At 67.7% G+C, this 23,299-nt stretch carries 27 protein-coding genes and 1 pseudogene; 22 read left to right on the forward strand and 6 right to left on the reverse strand.

Annotated features, from left to right (window positions below):
- Positions 1–19: 19 nt before the first annotated feature.
- From G412_RS34625 to G412_RS0115345, 9 genes are all read left to right on the forward strand, one after another.
- A complete protein-coding gene (locus G412_RS34625; RefSeq protein WP_051338379.1) occupies positions 20–676 on the forward strand; it encodes a hypothetical protein in 657 nt (218 codons plus the stop codon).
- The gene (locus G412_RS34630) at positions 673–1,722 is read left to right on the forward strand and encodes a BtrH N-terminal domain-containing protein (protein WP_051338380.1); all 1,050 of its coding nucleotides are present in this window, start codon (positions 673–675) and stop codon (positions 1,720–1,722) included. The genes G412_RS34625 and G412_RS34630 overlap by 4 nt, the downstream gene beginning before the upstream one ends.
- A gap of 97 nt (positions 1,723–1,819) precedes the next feature.
- Entirely contained in the window at positions 1,820–2,698 is an 879-nt protein-coding gene (gene lysX, locus G412_RS34635; RefSeq protein ID WP_157839101.1) for a lysine biosynthesis protein LysX, read from the forward strand.
- Complete coding sequence (locus G412_RS0115320) at positions 2,695–3,426, forward strand: sulfotransferase-like domain-containing protein (RefSeq protein WP_028812848.1); 732 nt, start codon at positions 2,695–2,697, stop codon at positions 3,424–3,426. Before lysX ends, G412_RS0115320 begins: the two co-directional genes overlap by 4 nt.
- A gap of 95 nt (positions 3,427–3,521) precedes the next feature.
- A complete protein-coding gene (locus G412_RS0115325; protein ID WP_208857884.1) occupies positions 3,522–4,751 on the forward strand; it encodes a cytochrome P450 in 1,230 nt (409 codons plus the stop codon).
- Complete coding sequence (locus G412_RS0115330; protein ID WP_208857885.1) at positions 4,748–5,512, forward strand: thioesterase II family protein; 765 nt, start codon at positions 4,748–4,750, stop codon at positions 5,510–5,512. Before G412_RS0115325 ends, G412_RS0115330 begins: the two co-directional genes overlap by 4 nt.
- A gap of 21 nt (positions 5,513–5,533) precedes the next feature.
- Positions 5,534–6,694, forward strand: a complete 1,161-nt coding sequence (locus tag G412_RS0115335; RefSeq protein WP_028812851.1) for an acyl-CoA dehydrogenase family protein — start codon at positions 5,534–5,536, stop codon at positions 6,692–6,694.
- Positions 6,695–6,699: 5 nt separating this feature from the next.
- Positions 6,700–7,722 (forward strand): acyl-CoA dehydrogenase family protein, encoded by a 1,023-nt coding sequence (locus G412_RS0115340; protein ID WP_028812852.1) that lies wholly within the window; start codon positions 6,700–6,702, stop codon positions 7,720–7,722.
- Positions 7,723–7,857: 135 nt separating this feature from the next.
- Positions 7,858–8,991, forward strand: coding sequence for a winged helix DNA-binding domain-containing protein (locus G412_RS0115345; protein ID WP_208857886.1), 1,134 nt, complete (start codon positions 7,858–7,860; stop codon positions 8,989–8,991).
- 24 nt (positions 8,992–9,015) lie between these two features.
- Here the strand turns inward: G412_RS0115345 and G412_RS0115350 are convergent, their stop codons facing one another.
- Positions 9,016–9,552 carry a DinB family protein gene (locus G412_RS0115350; protein ID WP_028812854.1) on the reverse strand — a complete coding sequence of 179 codons (537 nt, stop codon included), beginning with the start codon at positions 9,550–9,552 and terminating at the stop codon, positions 9,016–9,018.
- Between the two features lie 239 nt (positions 9,553–9,791).
- Here G412_RS0115350 and G412_RS34640 point away from each other — a divergent pair, with 239 nt between their 5' ends.
- From G412_RS34640 to G412_RS34650, 4 genes are read left to right on the forward strand one after another with little or no spacing between them, the layout of a single operon-like run.
- The gene (locus G412_RS34640) at positions 9,792–10,778 is read left to right on the forward strand and encodes a JmjC domain-containing protein (RefSeq protein WP_051338382.1); all 987 of its coding nucleotides are present in this window, start codon (positions 9,792–9,794) and stop codon (positions 10,776–10,778) included.
- 6 nt (positions 10,779–10,784) lie between these two features.
- The gene (locus G412_RS34645; RefSeq protein ID WP_051338383.1) at positions 10,785–12,122 is read left to right on the forward strand and encodes an MDR family MFS transporter; all 1,338 of its coding nucleotides are present in this window, start codon (positions 10,785–10,787) and stop codon (positions 12,120–12,122) included.
- On the forward strand, positions 12,119–12,244 hold the full coding sequence (locus tag G412_RS41425; protein WP_279626780.1) for a hypothetical protein: 126 nt from the start codon (positions 12,119–12,121) through the stop codon (positions 12,242–12,244). Before G412_RS34645 ends, G412_RS41425 begins: the two co-directional genes overlap by 4 nt.
- Entirely contained in the window at positions 12,244–13,680 is a 1,437-nt protein-coding gene (locus tag G412_RS34650; protein ID WP_051338384.1) for a YcaO-like family protein, read from the forward strand. The genes G412_RS41425 and G412_RS34650 overlap by 1 nt, the downstream gene beginning before the upstream one ends.
- Before the next feature lie 142 nt (positions 13,681–13,822).
- Here the strand turns inward: G412_RS34650 and G412_RS0115375 are convergent, their stop codons facing one another.
- Positions 13,823–14,284 (reverse strand): VOC family protein, encoded by a 462-nt coding sequence (locus G412_RS0115375; RefSeq protein ID WP_028812855.1) that lies wholly within the window; start codon positions 14,282–14,284, stop codon positions 13,823–13,825.
- A 169-nt stretch (positions 14,285–14,453) separates the two neighbouring features.
- On the opposite strand from G412_RS0115375, the gene G412_RS0115380 reads away from it, so the two are divergent.
- From G412_RS0115380 to G412_RS34655, 4 genes and pseudogenes are all read left to right on the forward strand, one after another.
- On the forward strand, positions 14,454–14,876 hold the full coding sequence (locus G412_RS0115380; RefSeq protein WP_028812856.1) for a DUF6003 family protein: 423 nt from the start codon (positions 14,454–14,456) through the stop codon (positions 14,874–14,876).
- A 127-nt stretch (positions 14,877–15,003) separates the two neighbouring features.
- A pseudogene (locus G412_RS41775) lies at positions 15,004–15,208 on the forward strand (hypothetical protein); the annotation flags it as partial.
- A gap of 47 nt (positions 15,209–15,255) precedes the next feature.
- The gene (locus G412_RS39660) at positions 15,256–15,468 is read left to right on the forward strand and encodes a hypothetical protein (RefSeq protein ID WP_028812857.1); all 213 of its coding nucleotides are present in this window, start codon (positions 15,256–15,258) and stop codon (positions 15,466–15,468) included.
- Between the two features lie 139 nt (positions 15,469–15,607).
- Positions 15,608–15,817 (forward strand): hypothetical protein, encoded by a 210-nt coding sequence (locus G412_RS34655; protein WP_037648977.1) that lies wholly within the window; start codon positions 15,608–15,610, stop codon positions 15,815–15,817.
- Positions 15,818–15,850: 33 nt separating this feature from the next.
- Here G412_RS34655 and G412_RS0115395 read toward each other — a convergent pair whose 3' ends face one another.
- The 3 genes from G412_RS0115395 to G412_RS38090 all read right to left on the reverse strand — a co-directional run bounded on the left by G412_RS0115395 (position 15,851) and on the right by G412_RS38090 (position 17,561).
- Entirely contained in the window at positions 15,851–16,219 is a 369-nt protein-coding gene (locus tag G412_RS0115395) for an ATP-binding protein (protein WP_037648979.1), read from the reverse strand.
- Positions 16,220–16,451: 232 nt separating this feature from the next.
- The gene (locus G412_RS34660; RefSeq protein ID WP_051338385.1) at positions 16,452–17,093 is read right to left on the reverse strand and encodes a hypothetical protein; all 642 of its coding nucleotides are present in this window, start codon (positions 17,091–17,093) and stop codon (positions 16,452–16,454) included.
- Between the two features lie 144 nt (positions 17,094–17,237).
- Positions 17,238–17,561, reverse strand: coding sequence for an STAS domain-containing protein (locus G412_RS38090; protein ID WP_078607007.1), 324 nt, complete (start codon positions 17,559–17,561; stop codon positions 17,238–17,240).
- 435 nt (positions 17,562–17,996) lie between these two features.
- On the opposite strand from G412_RS38090, the gene G412_RS0115410 reads away from it, so the two are divergent.
- From G412_RS0115410 to G412_RS0115430, 5 genes are read left to right on the forward strand one after another with little or no spacing between them, the layout of a single operon-like run.
- A complete protein-coding gene (locus G412_RS0115410) occupies positions 17,997–18,872 on the forward strand; it encodes an STAS domain-containing protein (RefSeq protein ID WP_028812860.1) in 876 nt (291 codons plus the stop codon).
- Positions 18,872–19,279 (forward strand): STAS domain-containing protein, encoded by a 408-nt coding sequence (locus tag G412_RS0115415; protein ID WP_028812861.1) that lies wholly within the window; start codon positions 18,872–18,874, stop codon positions 19,277–19,279. The genes G412_RS0115410 and G412_RS0115415 overlap by 1 nt, the downstream gene beginning before the upstream one ends.
- Entirely contained in the window at positions 19,263–19,754 is a 492-nt protein-coding gene (locus tag G412_RS0115420) for an anti-sigma regulatory factor (RefSeq protein ID WP_244283011.1), read from the forward strand. Before G412_RS0115415 ends, G412_RS0115420 begins: the two co-directional genes overlap by 17 nt.
- Positions 19,751–20,800: a SpoIIE family protein phosphatase gene (locus G412_RS0115425; protein WP_028812863.1), complete on the forward strand. Its 1,050-nt coding sequence runs from the start codon at positions 19,751–19,753 to the stop codon at positions 20,798–20,800. The genes G412_RS0115420 and G412_RS0115425 overlap by 4 nt, the downstream gene beginning before the upstream one ends.
- Positions 20,797–22,062 (forward strand): PP2C family protein-serine/threonine phosphatase, encoded by a 1,266-nt coding sequence (locus tag G412_RS0115430; RefSeq protein ID WP_028812864.1) that lies wholly within the window; start codon positions 20,797–20,799, stop codon positions 22,060–22,062. The genes G412_RS0115425 and G412_RS0115430 overlap by 4 nt, the downstream gene beginning before the upstream one ends.
- On the opposite strand, the gene G412_RS0115435 is transcribed toward G412_RS0115430, so the two are convergent.
- Positions 22,043–23,272 carry a hypothetical protein gene (locus G412_RS0115435; RefSeq protein ID WP_208857887.1) on the reverse strand — a complete coding sequence of 410 codons (1,230 nt, stop codon included), beginning with the start codon at positions 23,270–23,272 and terminating at the stop codon, positions 22,043–22,045. The genes G412_RS0115430 and G412_RS0115435 overlap by 20 nt on opposite strands.
- Positions 23,273–23,299: the final 27 nt, after the last annotated feature.

Consider the following 23,299-nt stretch of genomic DNA (forward strand, 5'->3'; position numbering starts at 1 on the left):
TGGGGGATTGATGAGTCAAGTGGCAGGCAATTCAGTACTCACCGCCAACGAGCCGGGCCCACGCGTGCACAGGCTGCCCGCAGCGGCGTCGGCACCGGAATTCCGCCTGATCGGCATCGACGACCTGCTCAACAACCGGGCGACGACCAGCGTCTCGGATCTCGATTCCGGGCGGCTGAATGCCTGGGGAAACTCCTTCCCCGCGGAAGAGCTCCCCACGCCCGGCGCCCTCATCGAGGTGGCCGGCATCCCCTTCACGTGGGCGAACGCTCACGCGAAGGGAGACAACGTACGGTGCGAGGGCCAGGTCATCGACATCCCGCCGGGCCAGTACGACTGGATCTATCTGCTCGCCGCCTCCGAACGGCGCAGCGAGGACACGATCTGGGCGCACTACGAGGACGGGCACGCCGACCGGCTGCGGGTCGGGGTCTCGGATTTCCTGGACGGCACACCGGCCTTCGGTGAACTCACGGCCTTCCGCACCTCCAGGATGCACTACCCGCACCACGTCCAGGAGCGACTGCCCACCACGATGTGGCTGACCCGCGTAGGGATGCCACGCCGCGGCATCGCGCGGTCCCTGCGGTTGCCGCGACTGGTCGCGATGCACGTCTTCGCCCTCACCCTCGTGACGGGAATCGACGTGCGACGCGCGGAGGGAGCGGCGATATGAGCATCTCCGGCACCACCGACATCTCCGGCACCACCGCACAGCCGGTCCAGCTCTGGACGCGCGATCTGGGCAGTTGCCTGCACGGCACCCTGGCAACGGCGTTGATCCACGACGGCCATGACCCGGTCACCGTCCTGGGCGCACCGTGGGAGTTCCGCCGCCACCCCGGAGCCTGGAGCTCGGAGGAGTACTTCTTCTTCGCGGAACCCGACTCGCTGGCCAAACGGCTCGCCCTCTTCCACCCGTTCGAGTCGGCCTGGCACCGCAGCGGCGGCGACGGACTGGACGATCTGCGCGAGGCCCTGGCGGCAGGCGTGCTGCCCATCGCCGCGGTCGACAACTTCTATCTGCCGTTCCGCCCCGCCTTCCACGACGTGCACGCCGCACATCTCCTGGTGGTCTACCGGATCACTGACACTGAGGTGTACGTCTCCGACGCCCAGCCGCCCGCATTCCAGGGCGCGATCCCCATCGCCGACTTCCTGGCGAGCTGGGGTTCGCTCAACCCACCGGACGACGCGGACGTGTTCTTCAGCGCCAGCCCCAGCGGCCGGCGCTGGCTGCGCACACGCATGGCCGGACCCGCTCCGGAACCGGACCTGGACTGGGTCGGCCACGTCCTCCGGGAAAACGTCGCCCGCTACCGGCAGGAGTCCACCGCGCAGACCCAGACAGGCGTGATGGGCCTGCGTCACTACCTCGACCAGCTCTGCGCCCTCACTCCCGGCACGGACGCCGCGTCCGAAGCCCTGAGCGAGCTGTACGTCATCAGCTGGAACATCCAGGCCCAGACCGGCCTGCATGCGGAGTTCCTGCGTACCCAGTCGACGAAATGGCGGATCCGCGAACTCGCGGAGGCCGCGGCCGGCGTGGACGCCGTCGCACACGGCTGGACCGCAGTGCGTATGACGGGCGCGCACGCACGGGTCTGGGAGCGGCACCGGCCCGACGAGCTGCGCAGGCACAGCACCGAACTCGTCCGCCGCCTCGAAGTCGCCCTCGACCAGCTCGAACTCGCGGCGGACGCGCTGTCCCGGCACACCTGACGCGCAGGCCGGCCGAGTCACCCCACCACTCGAAATTGATCTGCACCGAATGCGATCTGCACCGAATGCCGTACGGCGTAGATCGGGAAGGGCAATCGTGGACAGAACTGCTATGCCCATAGCCGTGGTCGCCTCCCGGATCCGCCGGGAGGAGCGACTGATCCTTGAGTCGTTCGAGAAGCTCGGTCTGCGCTGCGAGCACGTCGATCCACGGAAGCTGAGGGTGCTGCTCGCCGACGGCCGGCCGCCCTATCGTGCGGCGCTCATGCGCGAAGTGAGCCACAGCCGTGCCGTCTCCGTCGCTGCCACGCTGGAAGCGCTCGGAGTTCCCACGTACAACAAACCGGCGGTACTGGAGATCTGCGGCGACAAACTCCGCACCGCGCTCGCCTTCCACACCGCCGGACTTCAGATGCCGCAGGCCGCGGTCACCTGGGGAACCGAGTCCGCCCTGGACGCCATGCCCAAGCTCGGATACCCCGTGGTGGTCAAACCGGTCACCGGATCGTGGGGACATCTGACCGCGAGAGTCCAGAACGAGGAGCAGGGCCGGGCCATTCTCGAACACCGCGCCGCTCTGCCGAATCCACAGCAGCACGTGTTCTATCTCCAGGAGCACATCGACAAGCCCGGGCGTGACATCAAAGCCTATGTCGCGGGTGACCGGGTGATCTGCGCGATCTACAAGAACGCGGTCGACGACTGGCGGACCAACACCGCCATCGGTGGCGCGGCCACACCCTGCCCGATCACCCCCGAACTCACCGATATCGCTGTGGCAGCGGCAGACGCGGTGGGGGGCGGATTCCTCGGCGTCGACCTGCTGATCGACCAGCAGGAGCGGCTGTACGCGAATGAGGTCAACCACACCCCCGAGTTCCATGGCGCCATCGACGCGACCCACATCGACGTCGCGGGATCCATCGTCGAGTGGGCCGTCGCCGAGATCGAGGCGCGGGAAAGGCAGGCGAAATGAGCGCGACCGCCGGCCGCCCCTCGCTGCTCGCACTGTGGAGCGCGCCCCGCTCCCGCTCCACGGTGTTCTTCCGGATGATGGTGGAACGCCAAGACCTGCTCACGCTGCACGAACCGTTCTGCAACATCGCCAATGACGGCAGCACAGAGGTCGCCGGCCGTGCGGTGAATTCGACGGAGGCCCTGACGGACACGCTGATCGAGCTCTCCGCAGAGCAGACCGTGTTTTTCAAGGACACCACCGACTGCACCTACGACTCCATATTCGGACACCAGGATTTCCTGAAGAGCGGACGGCACGCCTTCCTGCTGCGAAACCCGCAGGAGATCATTCCGTCGTTCGCGGCCATCAAACCGGACATGGGCCTCCATGAAGTGGGCATCGAGTACCTGTACAGGATCTACCAGGCGGTGCTCGAAGCCGGCGGCAAGCCGGTGGTCCTGGACTCCGACGACTTCGTCGACCACCCGGAACTGACCGTTCAGGAATACTGCGCGGCGGTGGATCTGCCCTTCCGCGCCGACGCCCTGCGATGGCAGCCGGGGGAGCGACCGGAATGGAGCCAGTCCGCCCGCTGGCACGCCGACGTCAGTGCCAGTACCACGGTGCGACGCCGTGAGCGGACGTACGACAGGACGATCGACAACGACCTCCTGTTGCGGCGCTTCTACGAACACCACCTGCCGTTCTACGAACACCTGTGGGAGCGGCGACTCCGGATTTCCTGACCCCCTCACACCGACTCGCACATGAATTCCGCGCTCTGGCTGATTGAATCCGAGAGGTACGGTAGATGATTATTTCAAAGCCGCCATTCTGTCCCGTGCGGTTCCAGGATTCCGACCTGCTCGACTCCGGATTCCACGCCTCGACGGACATGCACGCGCTGTGGGCCGACCTGCGCGAGAACCAGCCGCTCTACCGGGCGGAACCCGGCGGTGGCCGGGAGCCGTTCTGGGTCGTGACCCGCCACGAGGACGTCAGCCGGGTCCTGCGCAGCCACGGGGAGTTCTCCTCCCGGCGGGGCACGATCCTGTGCGTGCTCGACCTCGACACACCGGACATCGCGTCCGACAACATGATGGCGGACACCGACCCGCCACGGCACAGGGAGTTCAGGGAACCGCTGAACAAGGCGTTCGCCCCGCCCGTGGTCGCCACCCAGGAGAAGCTCCTGCGGGACCTGTCGCGGGATTTGATCCAGTCGGCGCTCGACGCCGATGTGTACGACATCGCCCACAAGACGATGATGTTCCCGATGGCCGTCACCGGCACCCTCATGGGCCTTCCCCCCGAGTCCTGGGAAAGGCTCGTGGAACTGGTCATGATGACCATCGCCTACGACGACCCCGACTACTCCACCGGCAACGCGCAGGCCACCGTGCGCCAGGCTCGGCACGAGCTGTTCGAGTACTTCCAGAAGGAGTACGCGCAACGTACCCGCGAAGACGTCGACCCCGATGTGATCGGCGCGATGCTCGCGATGGACCTGTCGGAAGGGCCGATGTCGCAGGAGCAAGTCCTCCTGAACGCCTTCGTGCTGCTCATCGGCGCCAACGTCACCACGCCGCACGCCCTGTGCACCCTGATGACGGTGATGGCCGAGCACCCCGAGCAGTTCCAGGCCGTACGGGAGAATCCGGAACTTCGCGCGTCCTGCCTCCAGGAGCTCCTGCGCTGGTCGTCACCGGTCACCGCGCTCATGCGATACGCCGTCAAGGACGTGGAGCTGCACGGACAGACCATCCGGGCGGGCGAGCCGGTCAGTGCCTGGATCGGTGCCGCCAACCGCGACGAGCGGGTCTTCGCCGACCCGTACACCTTCGACGTCACGCGACGGCCGAACAAGCACCTCGCGTTCGGCCTGGGGCCGCACTACTGCATCGGCGCCAACCTGGCCAAGGTCGGACTGGAAATCTTCCTCGACGAGATCCTGGACCGGGTGGAAACCGTCGAGATCGCCGGCGAGGTGCGGCATGTCGCCTCCCACTTCGTGCCCGGCTACAAGAGCATGCCGGTGCGGTTCACACCCCGGAAAACGGAAGCGCGGTGAGCAGTTACCCGATACACCGGCCCGACGCACGGCTGTGGTTCGACCGCCGGTTCCGCTCCGCCACCGCGACGCACAGTCTGTACTGCTTCCCCTTCGCGGGCGGCTCCGCGACGTACTATGCCGACTGGGTGAAACACTGCACCGGCCCCATCGAGCTGGTGCCGGTGCAGCTCCCCGGCCGGGGCGGCAGAATGGCCGAACCGTCGGCCAAGGACATGGTTCAACTCGCCGAGGAAATCGCGGACACGATCGCTGCCGAACCCACCCAGGTGCTCCTGTACGGGCACAGCATGGGCGCGATTCTCGCCTTCGAGGTCACCAGGCGTCTCAGGACCCTTGGCCGGCCGGTCCAGCACCTGTTCGTGAGTGGCCGCCCCACACCGACGATCGTCCGTCCGCCGGTTCCCGTCAGCGACCTGCCCCGCCCCGAGTTCGTCCAGATGCTGCGCGACTACGGTGCCGCGGACCAGACGGTCTTCGAGCACGACGAACTGCTGGACCTGCTCATGCCCATGATCCGGGCGGACTTCGCAATGATCGAGAACTACCGGTACCGGCAGGAGCCGCTGCTCTCGTGCCCGATATCCGCCTGGTGCGGAGACGCCGACCCCGAGGTGCCAGTGGAAGCGATGCGCGGTTGGGGCGACCAGACGTCGGGGGAGTTCACCCTTTCCGTGCTGCCGGGCGGGCACTTCTTCCTCACCGAGCACCAGGCCGAAATCATGCGGACGGTGCACGCCGCGATCCGCCGGGTTCGATGACTACCGACAAGGAGTGAGAGCGTGGACTTCGATGTGCCACCGGAGAGCGTCGACTTCGCGGACGAAGTCGAGGACATCCTGACGGCGCCGGAGACGGGGCGGCTGCTGCAGGACGTTTTTGCCCGGCAGGACGGCATGGACGGCAACCCCCGTGAGCTGTACCGGCACCTGGGCGACGCCGGCATTCTCGCACCCTCCTGGCCGGTCGAATACGGCGGCAGAGGCGCCGACTTCACCGCGACCGTGGCGCTGCTGGAGAAGCTCGTCGCCCACCGGATACCGCAGAACCTGTACTGCATCTCGGTGCAGAACGTCGGTTCACTGATTCTGGCGGCAGGCTCGGAGCACCAGCGCAAGACTCTGCTGCCGGCCCTGGCAAGCACCGAACTCACGTCGTGCATTCTGTTCACAGAACCGGGCAACGGATCCGACCTGGCCGGCATCACCACCAGCGCGGTGCGGGAGGGCACCGGATGGGTCATCAACGGACGCAAGACCTACAACCTCAAGAGCGCCTACGCCGACATCGCGCTCATCGCGGTCCGCACGGACCCGCAGGGCAGTCAGTACGAAGGACTCACCCTGTTCCTCGTCCCGCTGAACGCACCCGGCGTCGTCATCCGGCCCATCCCCAGTCTGGCCAACGAGCAGTTCCACGACATCTGGTTCACCGATGTGCATGTGGCCGAGGACGCGCTGTTCGGCCAGGTCGGCGAGGGGTGGTCGCTGATCACCCAGATGTTCGCCGCGGAACGCACGGGGCTGGACTACTACGCGCGAGGACGCCACTGGCTGGACCTGGTCGCGGAACGCCTCGGCGAAGACGGCCGGCAACCGTCCGACGTCGTACGCGCCGAACTGGCGCGCCACGAAACGAGGATCACCGCCAGCAAGCTGCTGAGCTGCCAGGTCATGCAGAACCTCCAGGACGGCAATGCCGACATCGCGGAGTCCTCGTTCGCGAAATGGCACTGCAGTGAATCGGCCCAGCGCATCGCGTGGTGGGCCTTGGAGACGCTGGGGCCGGACATGCTGGAACCCGGGGCCGACGCCGGGGACCGCACCCTTGAAGCAGCATTCCGGGAGGCGCCCGGAATGACCATTTCCGGCGGGGCGTCGGAGGTCATGCTGGACATTCTGAGCAGCGCTCGGGTATTCGACCACGCCCCGAGGGGGGACTGACTGCGATGGACCTGCGACCTGATCCGCTTCAGCAGCGTCTGCGGGACGCGGTGGACACGGTGCTCACGCGCACCGGTGAACTGTCCGCTCAACTGGCGACCATCGGCGTGCCCTCCCTCAACGCACCGGAACGCCTCGGCGGGCTCGCGCTGGGACTCAGCGCCGACATCGTCGTGAACGAACGCCTGGGGTACGCACTGGAACCGCTCGGCTGCTACCGGGAGACCGCGTTCGCGCTCGACATGCTCGACAGCGACGACGTACCGACGGAGCACCTGGCGGAGATCCTCGCCGACCTGTACAAGGGCACGCGGCACGCGGTGGTGGTGGGCGCGCGCGGCCCCGCCGGCATACAAGTGAAGCCGGGAGGGCGGCTGTGGGGTGAGTCGGAGCCACTGCCCCGCGGCGCCATCGGGTTGTGCGTGGTACGGACAGCCCACGGCGGCGGCGGTGAGTGGCGGCTCGTGGTCCCGGAACCCGGCACCTGCGTCACCGAGTCCATAGACCATTTCGGCATGCCCGCCTCGCGGCTGAGGTTCGAGGGAGCCGCCTCCCAGCCTCTGCCGGTGACCGCGGCCCACTGGGAGTGCGCCCTCGCGGCAGCGAGAGTCCGCCAGGCGGCACTGCTGCTGGGCATCGCGGACCGGATCGTCGATGTGGCACGCGCCCACGTCAACACCCGTACACAGTCCGGCAAACCGCTCGTCGAGCGGCAGACGGTCGCGCACCGGCTGGCACTCCTGATCGGCGAAGCGGACGGCTGGCGACTGGTGCTGAACAAGACCGCCTGGGAGCTCGACCGCGACGATCATCCCAACACGGCCGCGGTCCTGGCGGTCGCGGGCGAACACGCGCAGCTCGCCAGTCGCACCGCACTCCAGCTGCACGGCGTACGGGGCATGCTCGCGCACTCGACGGCGGCGTCCGTATACCGGATGGTGGCCGTGGAGTCCGTACGCCTGGGAACCCCCACCGACCTGTGGCTGGAGGCCGCGTCCACCACCCGGCACCTGACACCTGACACCTGACACCTGACACCTGATACCTGCCAACTGGAGCCCTGCATAAGAGGCTTGCTGTCGGCGGACGTTCAGCTGTTCCGCCGGCAGTCCACCTCTCTCGGTGTAGGCTGAAATGCAGAGTCTGGTGCAGTGTGTGGTTTGGTGGCTGAAAGGAACGGCGTGAAGGTCAGCTGGAGGCAGGTTTTTGCGTGGCGGATGCGGCGGCAGTTCCTGGAGCCGCGTACCCAGCCCAGTGCGAGCGAAGTTGTCGGCAGACTGTGCGGCGTACAGGCGCAGGTCTGGAGTGTCGCCGAGCTGAACGTCGCCCTTCGGCAGTCGGCACCCGACCGGGAGAGCGTCAACCGGGACGTCGCCGATCGCTCACTGATGAAGACCTGGGCGATGCGCGGAACCCTCCATCTGCTGCGACCCAGTGAAGCGGGCGCCTACCTGTCGCTCATGGCGAACACGGGAAGCTGGCTCAAGCCTTCCTGGACGCGAGCCTCCGGCGTTACTCCGCAGCAGATCGACGAGTTGACCGAAGAAGTGGCAGGCATCCTCGACGGGGTGGTGCTCACCCGCGACGAGCTGGTTACCCGGCTCGTGGCCGACAAGCGGTTCGCGAGCATGGAGGAGCGGCTGCGGTCGGGGTGGGGCTCTGTGCTCAAACCGCTGGCCTGGCGAGGTGTCCTGTGCCACGGCCCGAACCGGAACAACAAGATCACCTTCACCCTGCCGGCGAGCCAGTTCGGCTCGGACTGGGGCAAGATGCCCGAGCCCGACGAGGCCGCCCCCACGGTGATCGAGGCGTACCTGGGTGCGTACGGTCCTGCCACGATCGAGACCTTCGACCGCTGGCTGTCGCTCAACAGCACGAGCAAGCCGAAGCTGCGCAAGTGGTTCGGGGACATGGGCGACAAGCTGACCGAGGTCGATGTCGAGGGACGCAAGACATTGATCCTGACGGAGCACGCGGAGGAACTCGCCGGCATTGCTCCGTGCGAAGGCATCAGGCTGCTCGGCGGCTTCGACCAGTACCTTCTGGGCCCTGGAACCAAGGACGAAGTGATGCTCGCGGCAGAACACCGCTCCGCGGTGAGCCGCGCCGCCGGATGGATCTCCCCGGTCGTCGTGCAGGACGGCCGGGTCGTCGGGGTGTGGGAGATCCTCGATCAGGAGCTGGTGGTGACGCCGTTCCCGGACACCGGCCGTCTCCCGCTGAAAGCCGTCGAGAAGGAAGCGGCGCACGTCGCGCGCGCGAGCGGAGTGAGCCGGCTGCCGGTCCGCGTCGTCTGATCACCCTGCCTGATCGCGCATGCTCTACCGCGCCCGCTTGAAGTCGGCGCGGTAGAGATCGCGCAGCAGGGCGATCTCCGCTCCGTGATGCATGACTTCACGATTGACGTGCAGGACCAGGGTCGCCATGGGCCGCTCTCCCCATTGGCCTTCGACGTCTCCTATCGGCCGCTGCATCCCCGCGTCGTCGAGTGAGAGCACCCCTTTGCGCCAGGTGTGGTAGTGCTCGTGCAGTGCCGCGAGACCGTCCTCGGCAGTGACCGGCAAAGACGCGGTGTCCATGGTCAAGGACCCGTCGCCGAAGTGTGCGCTGGCTCGGATACCCAGTACGTGAAAGGCGATGTGGCACAGGCGCCAGGCGATCGTGGTCACCGGAGGAGGCTCCGGGACGGGATCCTGCCAGTCGAACATCGCCCTGCCGTCCCCGCCGGTCCGGATCGTCCAGCAGTCCGGCACCGGCTCCCACAGGTATTCGTCGTCGGTGAGACCGGCCAGCCGGGGCATCAACTGGTGGTCCCAGTACAGATCGAGCTGGTCGAGCACTTCGGTACGCCAGATCATCCAGCACTCCTGTTGAGTCGGTCGTTACTGCGCCAGACGATAGCAACTCAGAACAGTGTGTGCTCACACGACTACTGCCAGTAGCGCCACCCGCAGGGATGAATCGCGGCCGGTGGGTTGCCACTTGTAGACTCTGTAGTTAGTGTTGCCTCAGAGCAAAAAGGCAACACAGGCGACATGGTGATCGAGCAGGCCTATGGTCGTTGGCGGTTCATCGGCCTTGCGCAGGGGGGCGACGCGTGATCACAAGAAGTGCCACTGGTCCCGACATCCACGACGCCGGCTCCTTCGGCTGTGACCCGGAAGAGGGACTCAAAGGGCTGATCAGGCCCCTTGAGGAGGAAGCCTTCCTCGCCGGACACCTCGGAGTGAGGCCGCTGCTCTGCCGCGGTGAGCCGGGGCGGTTCAACGGCATCTTCGGCTGGGACGACCTGAACGCCATTCTCGAAACCAGCCGAGTCGACCCTTCCCGTATGCACCTGGTCCGGGCGGCACGCGGCATGAGCATGACCTCGTGCTCCGAGCCCGTACCGCAATTGGCCCCACGGGGACGGCCGTTGAGGCTCCGTCCCGAGGTGCTGACCGGCGCCCTGGCCGACGGTGCCACGCTCGCCGTGGACGGGGTCGAGGAGTTGCACCTTCCGCTGCGGGCGCTCGTCGGCCGGGTGGAGGAGAGCCTGCGCAACCTCGTACAGGCCAATCTGTACGCGAACGTGGGTGGGGCTCCGCAGGGCTTCGACACGCACTGGGACGACCACGACGTGATCATCCTTCAGGTGGCGGGAAAGAAGAACTGGGACCTGCACCCGCCGACGCTTCCCCACCCGGTCGGCAAACTCACCAGTCCGCCGAAGCCACAACCCTCGGAGGCCGGCTGGTCCGGGACGCTGAGCGAGGGCGATGTCCTCTACCTGCCCCGTGGCTGGTGGCACACGGTCCGGGCGGCCGACGGACCTTCCCTGCACCTCACGCTGGGCAGCCGGCTGCCCTCCGCCGCGGACCTGCTGCGGCATCTGCTGCGGCAACTCGCCACGGAGCGCCAGGTGGTCCGGCAGGACCTGCCCCGGTTCGCGGACGCGGCGACGGCAGACCAGTGGTACGCCGAACTGCGGGCGACGCTCGTCGAGGCGGTCCAGGAGCCGGGTCTGCTGGAACGGTTGGGCAAAGAGGCAGGGGAAGATGCTCCAGGGCGTCCGGTATTCACACTGCCGACTTGTTCCGGGTGACCGCCGGTGACCAAGGCGACGGGGGGCCGGCGGCTGTTGCCGGCATCGGCGAGAGGTCTGCCGAGCGCGTTCTGGTGGATCTGGCTCAGCATCCTGGTCAACTGGACGGGCGGCTTCGTCGGCCCACTGCTCACCCTCTACATGACCTCGGAGCGGGGCTACTCGGCAGCGCACGCCGGTGCCGTCATCTCGCTCATCGGACTGGGCGGCGTGCTGGGGACGATCGGCGGCGGCATCGCGGCCGACCGCTTCGGCCGCAGGACCACGCTGTTCGCCGCGCACTGCTGGACGGCGGTGTGCATGACCTCGCTCGGCCTGGTCCAGGCCGGCTGGGCGATAGCGGTCGCTGCTTTCGCGATGGGAGCCGGCGCCGCCGCCGCCCGCCCGGCCATGCAGGCGGCGCTGGCGGACGTCGTACCTCCCGAGGACAGACAGCGCGCCTTCGCTCTCAACTACTGGGCGCTGAATCTCGGTGTGGCGGTGTCCTCCGTACTGGCCGGAGTCATGGTTACCCACGGCTACGTGCTGGTCTTCGTCGCCGACGCCGCGGCCACAGCACTGTGCGCGGTCCTGGTCATGGCAAAGGTCCCGGAGACCCGGCCGCGCACAGCGCCAAAGGGAAGCCGGAGTGCGCAGGCGAGGCCACAACAGAAAGACGCCAACGGCGGCTCGGTATGGAAGGACCCCCCGTTCCTCGCCTTCTGCTTCGCCGCCCTGCTCTTCGCCTGCGTGTTCCAGCAGGGGAGCACGATGCTGCCGATCGTGGTGGCACGGGACGGCCACGACCCGACAGTCTTCACCTGGCTGCACGCCCTCAACGGCGTACTCATCGTCACCCTGCAAGTGGCCCTGACACGGCTGGTCCGTGAGCGCTCCAGGGCCGGGACGCTGCTCGCCGCGTCGCTCCTGCTGGCCGTGGGATTCGGCCTGATGGCCTTCGCGGACGGCGTGGTCGCGTACGCCCTGTGTGTCGTGGTCTGGACGTTCGGCGAGATGCTGCAGGCACCGGCGGGCAGCTCGGTGGCTGCCGACCGTGCGCCGGAACGACTGCGCGGCCGATACCAGGGCCTGTACGGGACGGCCTGGACCGCCGCCGCCTTCCTCGCACCGGCAGGCGGTGGTCTCCTGCTCGACTCCGGCGGCCCCGGCGTCCTGTGGGGCGTGTGTGCCGCCCTGGCCGTCGTCGCCGGTGTCATCTGGGCCTGGATCACAGGCCCGCTATCCAAGCTCGCACGCCACGAGTTCCGCTCGGGCGTGCGTGCCGGGAACGGTTCCCCGCCCCCGGCCGGCTCTCCCTGCCGGGAGAGTCATTCGAATACCGAGTTGAGAGGGCAGCCATCATGAACGCTTTCGAGATGGAAGACCAGGACGAGCAGTTTGTTCTGAACAACTGCGTCTCCGCGTACCTCGCCGACGACAACGAGGAGTTCGTCGTCGACAACTGTGTAGCGGCGTACCTGTCCTAATGACGGAAGAACGCCTTCGGGCGACCGGCCGGGGCACCTTCGCGGTGCCCCGGCCGGGCCCGGTCGCGACACCCGTACCGCCCGCACCCGAACTGCCCCTTGATGTCGTCACGCGCCTGCGAGTCTTCAGCGGGCCGGGGCCGACTCCCCCCACTCTCCGTCTGGCCGTCGCGGACATCGCGGACCACACACCGACCATGCCCTGGCAGGCGGACAGACAGGCGTTCGGCATGTCGTGGACCAGTCCGGGTCAGGCGAGCCGCGCCGCGGTGGGCGAAGCCGTCGAACGCTACTGCGGCACCTGCCCGCCGGACCCCGGAGCGCTGGTCCACGGCAGCCACCAGGAGCTGCTCCGCCGCGGCCTGAACGCCCTGGACCCGGCGCGGCTCACGCTCTACTCACCGGCCCAGTACGAGCGCCAGGGCTTCCCCTTCGCCCCGTTCCTGCCCGACACCCCGGTCCACTGGGTCCGCGGCATGTCCCTGACGCGAAATGCGGAGGTGTACGTCCCGGCATTCGCCACCTACACACTCTGGCGCCGTATGCCCCGTCGGCACGCGGAGGCACGGCACGCCTTCCCCGTGATCGGCGGCATAGCGGCCAGCACGGACCACGAACACGCGATCGTCTCCGGACTCGAAGAAGTAATCGAACGCGACACGGTTGCCGTGTGGTGGGCGAACGCCGTACCGCGGCCCCGCCTCCCCGTCACCGACTCCTTCCGCGAGCTCCTCGGCCCGGCGCTGGACGGGTTCGACGTCGATCTGACGTACCTGGAGAACCAGTTCGGCCTGCCCACGATCGGCGCGTACGTCCGCAGCAAGCCCGAAGGCTGGCTCACGATGGGCTTCGCGACACGGGCGGGAGGCGCACAGGCCGCGGCATCCAAGGCCCTGGCGGAGGCATTCTCCCTCCAGCTCACCTGCCGGACCCTGAACACCCCCGAAGCCCTCACACGCCTCGCCGACGGCTACCGCGACAGAAACAACCCACTGAAGCCGTGGCGCCCCGACTCCTCCTACCTGGACGCCTACCGCGCGGACGGCCGGGACGCCGTAGAACTCCTCTGCCACCAGCAGCTCTATCTCGACGAACGCGCCGCACAGCGCTCCCTCGCCTGGGCCGCCGCCGGACCGGACGGCACCTGGAACGACGTTCCCGCGCTACCGGACTCCTCACCCTCGCTGAGCACCCTGCGGGCACGGATCGAGGCCGCCGGACACGAGGTGCTGTACGTGGACCTGACGGCCCCCGAAGCCGAGGCCGCAGGGATGAAGGTCGTACGAGTCATCGTTCCCGGCACGGTCGGCACGGCGCCGGCCGCGTACCCCGCTCTCGGCGGAAGACGGATACAGGACGCCGCGGTACACCTGGGATGGCGCGGAACACCCCTGCCCGAGCACGAGTTGAATACCTTCCCCATCCCCCATTCCTGAAGCCAACCGCGTTACGGACCACAGCGGCTGCACCGCGACGGGAAGGGCTCGCCCGCGGCGCGGCGGGCATTCCACCTGCCACGCCGCGGGCGAGCCCGACCATCACCGACTGCCGCGACTTGGTGACTACGGCTGAGCTGCGTCAGTCCAGGCAGAACTCGTTGCCTTCGAGGTCGGCCATCACGATGTGGCCGACGCCCAGCGGAGGAGTGGGCTCCTGCCGACGTAACCGCGTCGCTCCCAGCGCGAGGAGCCGCTCGCACTCGGCCTCCAGCGCCGCCATCCGCTCGTCGCCCTCCAGCCCCGGAGCCGCACGGACGTCGATGTGGACGCGGTTCTTGGCGACCTTGTCCTCCGGTACCTGCCGGAAGAACAACCGTGGACCGTTCCCCTTCGGGTCCTCGATGGCCGACCTCGTGTTGCGCTGCTCCTCCGGTACGCCGGCCTCCGCGAGGAAGTCGTCCCACGCGGCCAGCGGGTCGGCGCCCTCGGGCAGGTCGACACCGGGCGGGCCGGGGTGGACGTAACCCAGTACATCGCGCCAGAAGGACGACAGTGCCCGCGGGTCGTGGGCGTCGAAGGTGATCTGGAGTTCATCGCTCATCGGGTTGCTCCGTTCGCAGTGGATATCGTGTGTGCGGATACCCGGTCGCGCAGCAGGCAGACCTCGAAGTTGTCGCATCGCCGACTGGATGAGAGTGGGAGTCGGCGTTGCCTGGGAGCGCTAGCATCGATGCGCCGCTGATGTCCGATCGAGAAGGCGATTCCACGCTATGGCCGATGACGCTTACCTGTTCCTTCTTCCTGACCGGCATCCTCGGCTGGGAGCAGCCCTGGCCGCCGTCGGCGCCCTGGAGTGCGCGGAAACACCAGCCGTGCGCGGCTGGCTGCAGGCCCACGACGTCTCGGCCTCCTCTGAGCAGGTCCGGATCCTTCCCGCCGAGGCGGAGGCGTTCATCCCTGAGGACGCGGAGCGCCTGCCTGTGCCGTTGGGCGAGGAGGAAGCGCTGCGGGTCCAGCAGGAGTGCGCGCCTCAGTCCATCACGGACATGGAAAGTGAACTCTTGGAATTCCGAGAGAAGACTCAGGACTGGGAGGCTCTCGTACACCGGGCACTGACCGCGGGGGTTCCCGCACCGCGCATCGTCCAGTTGACCGGCCTGGACCCCCAGGACATCGGCCGACTCACCGTCTGAAGGTAGCCCAATAGAGCGCCCGTCGTGTTGAGCAGGACATCGTCGCGACGTGGGTTTACTGCTTCGACGCGGCCGGCAACCTCACCTCCCAGTCCGACACCGGCACCTGCCGGCTCCGGTTCGACGTTCCCAGCTCACGTCACTGACCGTCGGCGGCAAGGACGTACGACGGGCAGTACGGGTCCACGGACCGGAGTGAGCGGATCAAGCTCGGCGACACCTTTTTCCACTACGGGCCGCTCGGCCTGTCGGCCAAGAGCACGGCGGGTATGGACATGGGATTCAACCGGGAGCCCAGGGGCACCCTGAACTCCATGACGGCCGGGGGGCAAGAGTTGTCCATCGGTACAACCCCGGTGGTGGTGAGAGGAGACATAGGGTGCGTCAGGTCGGAGTATCCCTACGGCGCCAAGCCCTGGCCAAGCGGTTGTTGATCACCACCCATGTCTTCGGTGTGCTCGGCGTCGCGTTCTCAGCCGCGCTACTGATCATGGGCATGATCGCTGGCGGACTGACTGTTCTCGCTATGACCGTCCTCTTCTGGGGCGGCACGGTCGTGAGCGCACGAGCCAGGGCAAAAAGGCAGGTGTAGAACGCGGTAGGGGCGGCTCCTGTAGGTAGGCGCCACCCCTACCGACTTCCCAGTTGCGGCGGCGGGGCCACTCGGCCTGGCGCCGCAACGGCACGCGTAACCGTCGCGTTCACCGGCTGAAGCATGAGTGGAGATCAGGATGAACCGTCTGGGATGGACCGTTGAACAGCAAGCCGGGATCAAGCGCTACTTCGCGTTCGCTTCGTTCTTCACGCTTCTTGGGGTGATCCTCTCCGTGGTGCTGATCGCCATGGGAAACAAGGGGGGATGGGTCCTGCTTGCAATCGTTGTCATCGCTTGGGGTGGCGGGTATCTGTTCCTCAACAGCACACGAAAGAGCCAGCCGTAGCGCAGGGTGGATAAACCCCTGCCTTAGAGGAGGTCAGCGGGGCAAGGTGGCGAGGATGACCTTGCCGCCCTTGGGTTTGGTGTGAACCGAGACGGTTCGGGCCAGTCGCTGGACCATGGGCCAGCCGAAGCCTCCCGTCTGGCCGGTCAGGTCAGGTGTACGGTCCTGAGGATGAGCCGGGCTGGGGTCTTCGACCCGGACCTGAAGGGTCCGGCGGTCAGCGGTGAGGCGCAAGGCGGTCACGCCGCCCGCGTGTCGCAGGGCGTTGGTGACCAGCTCCGAGACCAGGAGGAACAAATTCTCCTCGGTGTACGCCGGCGGGGCAGGTTGCAGGGTCGCGAGGAACGCCGCAGCTGTGTCCCGCGCTTGTGCCGCACGCAGCGGTCGGCAGGTGAATCGCATCTGCGGAATGGCGGTGCCTTCACCCACAGTCTGCTCGTACACGTGGTTTCACCCCATCAAGTCGGTACTCCTCGTGCGGCTCGCGCTGCCTGTGGTGAGTTCGCCTACCCAGGTGTGGGATGGAAACGCATGGAGTGATGACAGAACAGCCACGTGCGTCTCATGAGCTCCGCACGAGGCGGGGACCAGACAACGAGACTGGTGGCCCCCGTCTCACGTGTGGTCAGGCCGCTCAGCCGCTGGTCTGCGTCCGGCCGCCCGTGCGCTGCGCCGGGACGCTTCCTGAGCGCCGTGAAATCGGCTGACGCGTCAGCGCTTTGCTCGCACCTTCATCCTGGGGCTGCGCCCTGAGCAACTCTTCGAAGAGCAGCCGGCCCGCCACCATGGCCTGGCGCATCTTCTCGGCTTCGGCCTCTCCGGAGGCGGCTTTCTGCGCCGCCTTGTGCAGTTGCCGGCTGCCGTCCACGCGGTGCGGGTGATGGACGGACAGCGCCTCGACTTGCAGCGCGTGTGACTCGGCAGGGTAGCCCCGCTCGGCTGCCAGGTGCGTCAGCAAGCGATTGGCCTTCGCGACGGCCGCGCCGGGGCAGTCGACGAACTGCTCCTGCAAGCCGGCCCACTGGGCGGCGTACTGCTCCCGAGCCGGTACTGTCAGACCCTGAATGCGGAGCCTGCCGAACCGGCGTACTCGGGTGTTCAGTTCACGTGCTGCCGCTTTGTCGTCACCATGGTGCTGGGCGGCGACCCGGTCGAACTCCGGCCCGAACCGGGCCCTCAGGCTGCTGGAGCGTGACTGTGTCACTGGTGGGACGAGCACGAGTGCGGTCATGATCGCTACCACCGCACCGAGGATGATGCCGATACCCACGGACATGGATCCCGCCCTTCTCCGAGGCTCGCTTACGACCTTCCGCTACCCAGTGTTACCTGAAACCCGGTCAGCAAACACGACTCGTAATCGGGCGAGTGGCTCCTGGCAGGCGAGTGCCGCTCGGGACAGGGCGTCCGTAATCCGCGGTCAGCCTCGGGCGGCAGCCTCTCGGCAGTCACGGATGATGAAGACGTGGTCCAGGCCGAGTACGTACAGCAGGCGCTCCACGAGCGCGGAGGGCGCCGCGATACGCAATCGGTCTCCCAGCCTGAGACGTGCTTGGAGGAGCACGTTTATCAGCGCCGTGTCGGCGAACCGTACGGCCGACAGGTCCACCACGACCGGGGCTTCTCCCGGCCGCGCTGCCAGGGTGGCAAGTGCATGGCGCAGGGGTTCGACGGTCTCCAGATCTACTTCGCCCCTGAGGGCAAGTAGGGAAGCGTGTTCTCCGTCCTGGCTGACGAGGTGCATTGCCTGATCGGTGCTACGAGTGTGCACAACTGGCCCCTCGGATCGTGGCAGCAAAAGCCGGCCGAGGCCCCACGCGGGGTGTTCATGGCCCTTCTTCAGAGCTCGGGAGACCTCCTCGCCATGGAGGGCGTCGTTAGTCGGCTTCCATGGCAAGCACTATCACCGTACGGCGATAGTTTCCATCTGGCAAATATCCCTGCGGGGTCGTTGAGCGTAGGGCTCGTTGCATCTTTGCCCTGACCGCCGCGGGCCCCTTTCGCCGTCGCGTGGGGGAGGTGTGAAGGGGGGCCTGGGGCTTTCCCCTGCTGGGGCGAGCATGCTTATATTTGCCACAGGGAAACAGTTTGGGTGATCGGGTGTGCCCTGGCTTCCAGCACGGGCGGTCCGCCACGGCGCCCGTCGTACCTGGTCAGCTTCTTCGAAGGGACTTACGAGTTGAGTAGCAGTGAGGCCGTCATTCGGCAGCGCGTGACGAAGGCGCTGCACGGGCGTGCTGACGAGATCTCTGATCGCTGGGTGGAGCTCCAGCAGAGTCAGGCGGAGCTGGGGACGGACATCGCCGAGCGCGAGCTGCGTGAAGAGGCGGACGCCCTGGTCGCCGCTCTGGTCGCCGGGATGGACAGTTCCCTCCCGGTGGGCAGAATCGTGAACTCCCACAGCGATCTCAAGCGGGCGGTCAGCGATTTCTCACTGCGCCGGGCCCGGGTGGGCGCGACGCCCACCGCCACATCCCTGGCGGTCCTCTCCCTCAAGGAGGCGGTGCTCGAAGCCGTGCGGCGGAGCACCGACGAGCCGGAGGAGCTCTTCCCCGCCGCTCTGCTGATCAACCGGCTGCTGGACGCGGCGGGTGCCCTGTCGTTCGACACCTATGTCGAAGGGCGGGAGGAGATCATCCGCCGGCAGAGCCGGCAACTGCTGGAGCTGTCGACGCCCGTTGTACGCCTGTGGCAGCAGGTCCTCGCTGTCCCGCTGATCGGCACTCTCGACACTGCCCGTACCCAGGTCGTCATGGAGAGCCTGCTCCAGGCAATCCAGGACCACGAGGCGCTGGTCGCCATCATCGACATCACCGGCGTACCGACAGTGGACACCGCTGTCGCGCAGCATCTGATGCAGACCGTCAACGCGGTGCGGCTGATGGGGGCGGACTGTGTCATCAGTGGCATCCGCCCGCCGATCGCGCAGACCATCGCCCAACTGGGCATCGATCTGTCGAAGATCCTTACGCGAGCCACCCTCGCCGACGCACTCTCCGAGGCGATCAAACTCACCGGTGGCACCGCGCCCGTGACGCATGGGTCGGCGTATTGATGGCGGGCCGTCCGACAACAGGTGTGCCCATACTGCGGCTCGGCGACGTGCTGGTCACCGGACTGCTCAACGAACTCGACGACAAGACAGCCCTGGCCTTCACAGATGAGCTCACCGAACGCATCTCGGCAGAGAGCATCCGAGGGGTACTTATCGACGTCTCACGGCTTGAGATCATCGATTCCTTTGTGGCGCGTACATTGATGGAACTCACCACCATGGCACGGCTGCTGGGTGCGCGGGTGATCGTGGCGGGCATGCGGCCTCCGGTGGCCATCACCCTGGTCGAACTGGGCGTCGAACTGGTCGGTGTGGAGACCGCGCTGGACGCGGAACGTGGCATGGCCGCCCTTGGCTGGCGTCAAGGTCCGGCCCCCGGAGGGGTACGACGTGACACAACTCGCTAAGGGCTCCATCGCCGCGGCAGCCGGCGCCGAAGGCGGCTCTCCGGCCGACTCCACGTTCACCGAGTCCGATTCCGAGTCCGCCACTGTTATCGCGTTGCGTACGGAGGAGGACCTGCTGGCGGTCCGCCACGCGGTGCGCGCCGCGACGCTGAAGCTCGGCTTCGGCATCGTCGACCAGACGCGGGTGGTGACCGCGGCCAGTGAATTGGCGCGCAACGCGTACATCCATGGCGGCGGCGGAGCTCTCACCATCGAGTATCCACGCCGGCAAGGTACGCCCGGAGTGCGCCTGACCATAAGGGACGACGGCCCGGGCATCCCGGACCTGGACGCCGCCCTGACCGACGGCTTCACCACCGGGGCCGGGCTCGGCCACGGCCTGGGCGGGGCACGCCGGCTCATGGACGACTTCGAGGTGCACACCGCGCCGGGAAAGGGCACGACTGTGATCGCCACGCGTTGGGCACGTCAGTGACGTCCCTGACCACGCTGCCGACCACCCGTGTGCCCATCGACCACTACAGCGCCGTCCACCTCGCCGCCGCGACCACCCGCTCGCTCGCCGAGCAGTGCCGCCTGCCCGGAGCGATGCCGGACCGGGCAGCGGTCATCGCCTCGGAACTGGCCAGCAACCTCGACAAGCACGCACGCGACGGCGCGTTGTACATCCAGCCGCTCCCGCTGGGTGGCGGACTGGAGATCCTGGCCGTCGACCGCGGCCCAGGCATGCACGAACTCCATCGCTGCCTCACCGACGGCTACACCACCACCGGCACCATGGGCGCCGGCCTGGGCGCGGTCACCCGCATAGCGACCGACTTCACCATCAGGACGAACACCGGGGCCGACACCGGGACGGTCACCGGGACGAACACCGAGACGGGCACCCTCGCCTGCGCCAGGATCGCCCTGCCCGACCGGGCACAGGCAGCCCGGCAAGAGGTCGGTCTCGTCTGCCTACCCGCGGACCGCGAGCTGCATTGCGGAGACGCCTGCGCCGTCGTCGATACGGACGAGGTCCGCACCGCGATCGTCATCGACGGGCTCGGCCACGGCCCGCACGCCGCGGAAGCCGCGCAAACCGCTTTGCGGTCCTTCCACGCTGTCGTGGACCGTCCGCTGCCGCACGTCCTGACAGCGATTCACCGGTCCCTGCGCCGAACCCGAGGCGCGGCCGTGGGCCTCTTGCGCCTTGAGCCGGAGCGGGCCGAGTACTGCGGAGTCGGTAACGTACGCGCCGTGGCCCTGTCCCCGCACCAAGTCCACCACCGGCTGACCGGCCGGCCGGGCGTCGTCGGCTGGAACATTCCAGCCCCGCAGAGCCACTACTTTCCCCTGGATGCGGGTACGACCGCCGTGCTCCACAGCGACGGGATCGACAGCAGATGGACGCACACTCCCTCGCGCTTCCTGCTGCGTCTTCCTCCATCCCTGCTCGTCGGCGCTGTCGCTCACGGCCACCGCTCCACCCGCGACGATGCGGCCGTACTCGCCGCCAGGCCCCACCAAAGGCACCGATGACTGAGAACTTCTTCCACGCTCTGCCGCAGCTCCGCCACGCTGTGCGCCGCGTCGCCAACGAGAACGGACTGCCTGTCGAGGCCCGGGCGCGCCTGGTCCTGTCCGTTACCGATGTCGCCGCCGACGAGCTCAGCGCCGGCCGGCCTGTTGTGCTGAGTACGGCCCGCGAGACCGGCTCGCACGACGACTCGCCCGTCCTGGCCATTGCCCTGCGAGCCCCGCGGGCACGTCGGCCGCTGAGCGTCGCCGACCTGCCGCTGCCCGCTCTGGACACCGGCCCCCACTCAGTCGTCTGGCGCCTGCCCGTGCCCAGAACGGAGGGCCCGTCACTCCCCGCTCCGAGCCCGAGCACCGCCGGCGCCCGCCCCGACCCCACAGCGGAAAAGGCCGCCCTCGACGAGGAACTGCGCGCCACCGTCGCCCGGGCCGACGCGCTCACGGCCGAGTACCGCCGCCTCAAGCACGAGCTCGCCGAGACGAACGGCGGCGTACTCGCCCTCTATGTGCAACTCGAAGAGCGTGACGAACAGCTCCGCAAGGCGCACGGCCAGATACTTCGCGAACTCGAAGACGCACTGCGCCCCCAGCCGCTGGAGATCGACGGCCTGGAACTCGCCGTCCACTACGCCCCCGCGGACCCCAACGCCCCGACCGGCGGGGACCTCTACGACTGGTTCGCCCTGCCCGACGGAACGCTTCACATCACCGTCGTCGACGCTCTCGGCCACGGGGTACGCAGCACCCGCAGCGCACTCGACGTCACGCACGCCGTACGTACCCTGGCGCTCGAAGGGCACGCACTGGAGTCGATCCTGGCGCGCACCCACGAAATCCTCATGCCGCTGGCACCGGATCTCATGGCGACCGTGCTCCTGGCACGCCTCGATCCGACCACCGGGAAGCTGCAACTGGCCAACGGAAGCCATCCTCCCGCACTGCTGCTCCGGGCCGACGGCACTTACGAATACCTCGAAGTACGCGGCCGGGGCATCGGCTTCCCCCTGCCGGGCAGCGAGGAGCTGCTGAACGCCGAAATCAACCCCGGCGACCTCCTCATCCTCTACACGGACGGCCTCACGGAAAGCCGCCGAGACCCGTGCGAAGGGGAGCTCCGGCTCGTCGAAGCGGCCCGGCGGCACGCGGGAAGTCCTCTCGAAGACCTCCCCAGCGCCATCGCCGCGGACATGCACACCGTGGTGCTGCACCCCGACGACACGCTGGCCCTTGCCATCCGCCGCGGCACTACCGGCGTGGGCGGGTGATGAGCCAGGTCCCACCGACGACCAGGAGAGCGAACGCCACGTGGCCCGCACCCCAGGCGCCGATGAGGGCGAGTCGGTCGCGTAGGGAGAAGGAGCCAGTAAGGGTGACTTGGAGGCTGCCGACGGCGAAGGCGATGGCGGAGGTGAAGACCGCGACCAGCTCGACTGAGCGGACATGGTTGGCGCGTGCGGTCTCCTGGCCCTCACGCATCGCCTTCTCCTGCTCTTCACCACGGCGCCGCAGTTCACCTTCAAGCTGTTCCCAGCGTTGCCTGTGCCGGTCCTCCTGGTCGGCCAGGCGCTGCGCGTGTTCGGCATCGAGCTCGGCGCGCAGGCGGCCTTCGAGGATCGCGTCGCGCTTCGCGAGGTACTGCTCCTGAAGGAGCTTGTGGCTGCCGCGGCTGCCCAGGGCAGGAAGGTGCCGCAGGGCGGTATTGATGCTGTCGAGGGCGGCGTCGTGGTCGCGGACCATGTGCTGCCCGGAAGCCAGGCGGAAGTGGAAGATGTGGTCGAACGGGTGGTCGCGCACGGCTTCGGAGGCCCGGTCGCGCAGCAGTTCCCCGTGGCCGGCGAAGGGAGATGCGGCCTGGATGCCGTTGAGACAGATGTCCACTACGTGGCGGGTGCGCTCGGGGGAGGACCAGGCCTGGTCAAGGAGTCCCCTCGCATGCTCCGCTGTGATGGCCCGGCTGCCGAAGGCAGCGAAGGAACGCAGCGCGGTGAAAAGGGGCGCCTGTCGGTGTACGCCGGCCGCGAGAGCGAGGAGCGAGGCGTCCAGGAATTGGTGAAGCTCGTCGAACCAGAAGTTCGAACGCAGCTTGCCCGCGTGGTACAGGGTCGCGAAGTACGCGGTGTCACCGGCGGCCGTGTCGTGGCCGACGATTTCCTCCACTGCCTGGGAGAGCTCCAGGGCGGACTCGACGCTGTCCTTTGTGATGAACGCGTACCCCAGGCTCCACTTCTCCAGCACCTCGGTGCAGTGGTCACGGGAGACGTGGCCGACCAGCCAGGTGGAGCAAGCGGCAGCGGTGCGGATGCTCGGCCGGTCAAGGAAGCGCAGCCGCCAATAGCGATCGGCGCAGATCAGCTCGGGGTCCGCGGCAAAGTCGGCGGATGTCACAGCGAACGGGGGCTCCACACCGCCCTCGAACAGCGCAGTGGCGACCTCCTCACAGACCCGGTCCAGCTCACGCGAGTCAGAAGCCGACACGTGCCCCAGCCGTGCGATGTGCGACGC

This window comes from Streptomyces flavidovirens DSM 40150 (assembly GCF_000429085.1).
In the GTDB taxonomy this organism is placed as follows: domain Bacteria; phylum Actinomycetota; class Actinomycetes; order Streptomycetales; family Streptomycetaceae; genus Streptomyces; species Streptomyces flavidovirens.

Coding starts and splice junctions, on each gene's coding strand:
- G412_RS34630 (WP_051338380.1), top strand. CDS start 673: ATGAGCATCTCCGGCACCACCGACATCTCCGGCACCACCGCACAGCCG.
- G412_RS0115320 (WP_028812848.1), top strand. CDS start 2,695: ATGAGCGCGACCGCCGGCCGCCCCTCGCTGCTCGCACTGTGGAGCGCG.
- G412_RS0115340 (WP_028812852.1), top strand. CDS start 6,700: ATGGACCTGCGACCTGATCCGCTTCAGCAGCGTCTGCGGGACGCGGTG.
- G412_RS0115350 (WP_028812854.1), bottom strand. CDS start 9,552: ATGATCTGGCGTACCGAAGTGCTCGACCAGCTCGATCTGTACTGGGAC.
- G412_RS41425 (WP_279626780.1), top strand. CDS start 12,119: ATGAACGCTTTCGAGATGGAAGACCAGGACGAGCAGTTTGTTCTGAAC.
- G412_RS34650 (WP_051338384.1), top strand. CDS start 12,244: ATGACGGAAGAACGCCTTCGGGCGACCGGCCGGGGCACCTTCGCGGTG.
- G412_RS0115375 (WP_028812855.1), bottom strand. CDS start 14,284: ATGAGCGATGAACTCCAGATCACCTTCGACGCCCACGACCCGCGGGCA.
- G412_RS0115380 (WP_028812856.1), top strand. CDS start 14,454: ATGGCCGATGACGCTTACCTGTTCCTTCTTCCTGACCGGCATCCTCGG.
- G412_RS34655 (WP_037648977.1), top strand. CDS start 15,608: ATGAACCGTCTGGGATGGACCGTTGAACAGCAAGCCGGGATCAAGCGC.
- G412_RS0115395 (WP_037648979.1), bottom strand. CDS start 16,219: ATGCGATTCACCTGCCGACCGCTGCGTGCGGCACAAGCGCGGGACACA.
- G412_RS34660 (WP_051338385.1), bottom strand. CDS start 17,093: ATGTCCGTGGGTATCGGCATCATCCTCGGTGCGGTGGTAGCGATCATG.
- G412_RS38090 (WP_078607007.1), bottom strand. CDS start 17,561: ATGCACCTCGTCAGCCAGGACGGAGAACACGCTTCCCTACTTGCCCTC.
- G412_RS0115415 (WP_028812861.1), top strand. CDS start 18,872: ATGGCGGGCCGTCCGACAACAGGTGTGCCCATACTGCGGCTCGGCGAC.
- G412_RS0115430 (WP_028812864.1), top strand. CDS start 20,797: ATGACTGAGAACTTCTTCCACGCTCTGCCGCAGCTCCGCCACGCTGTG.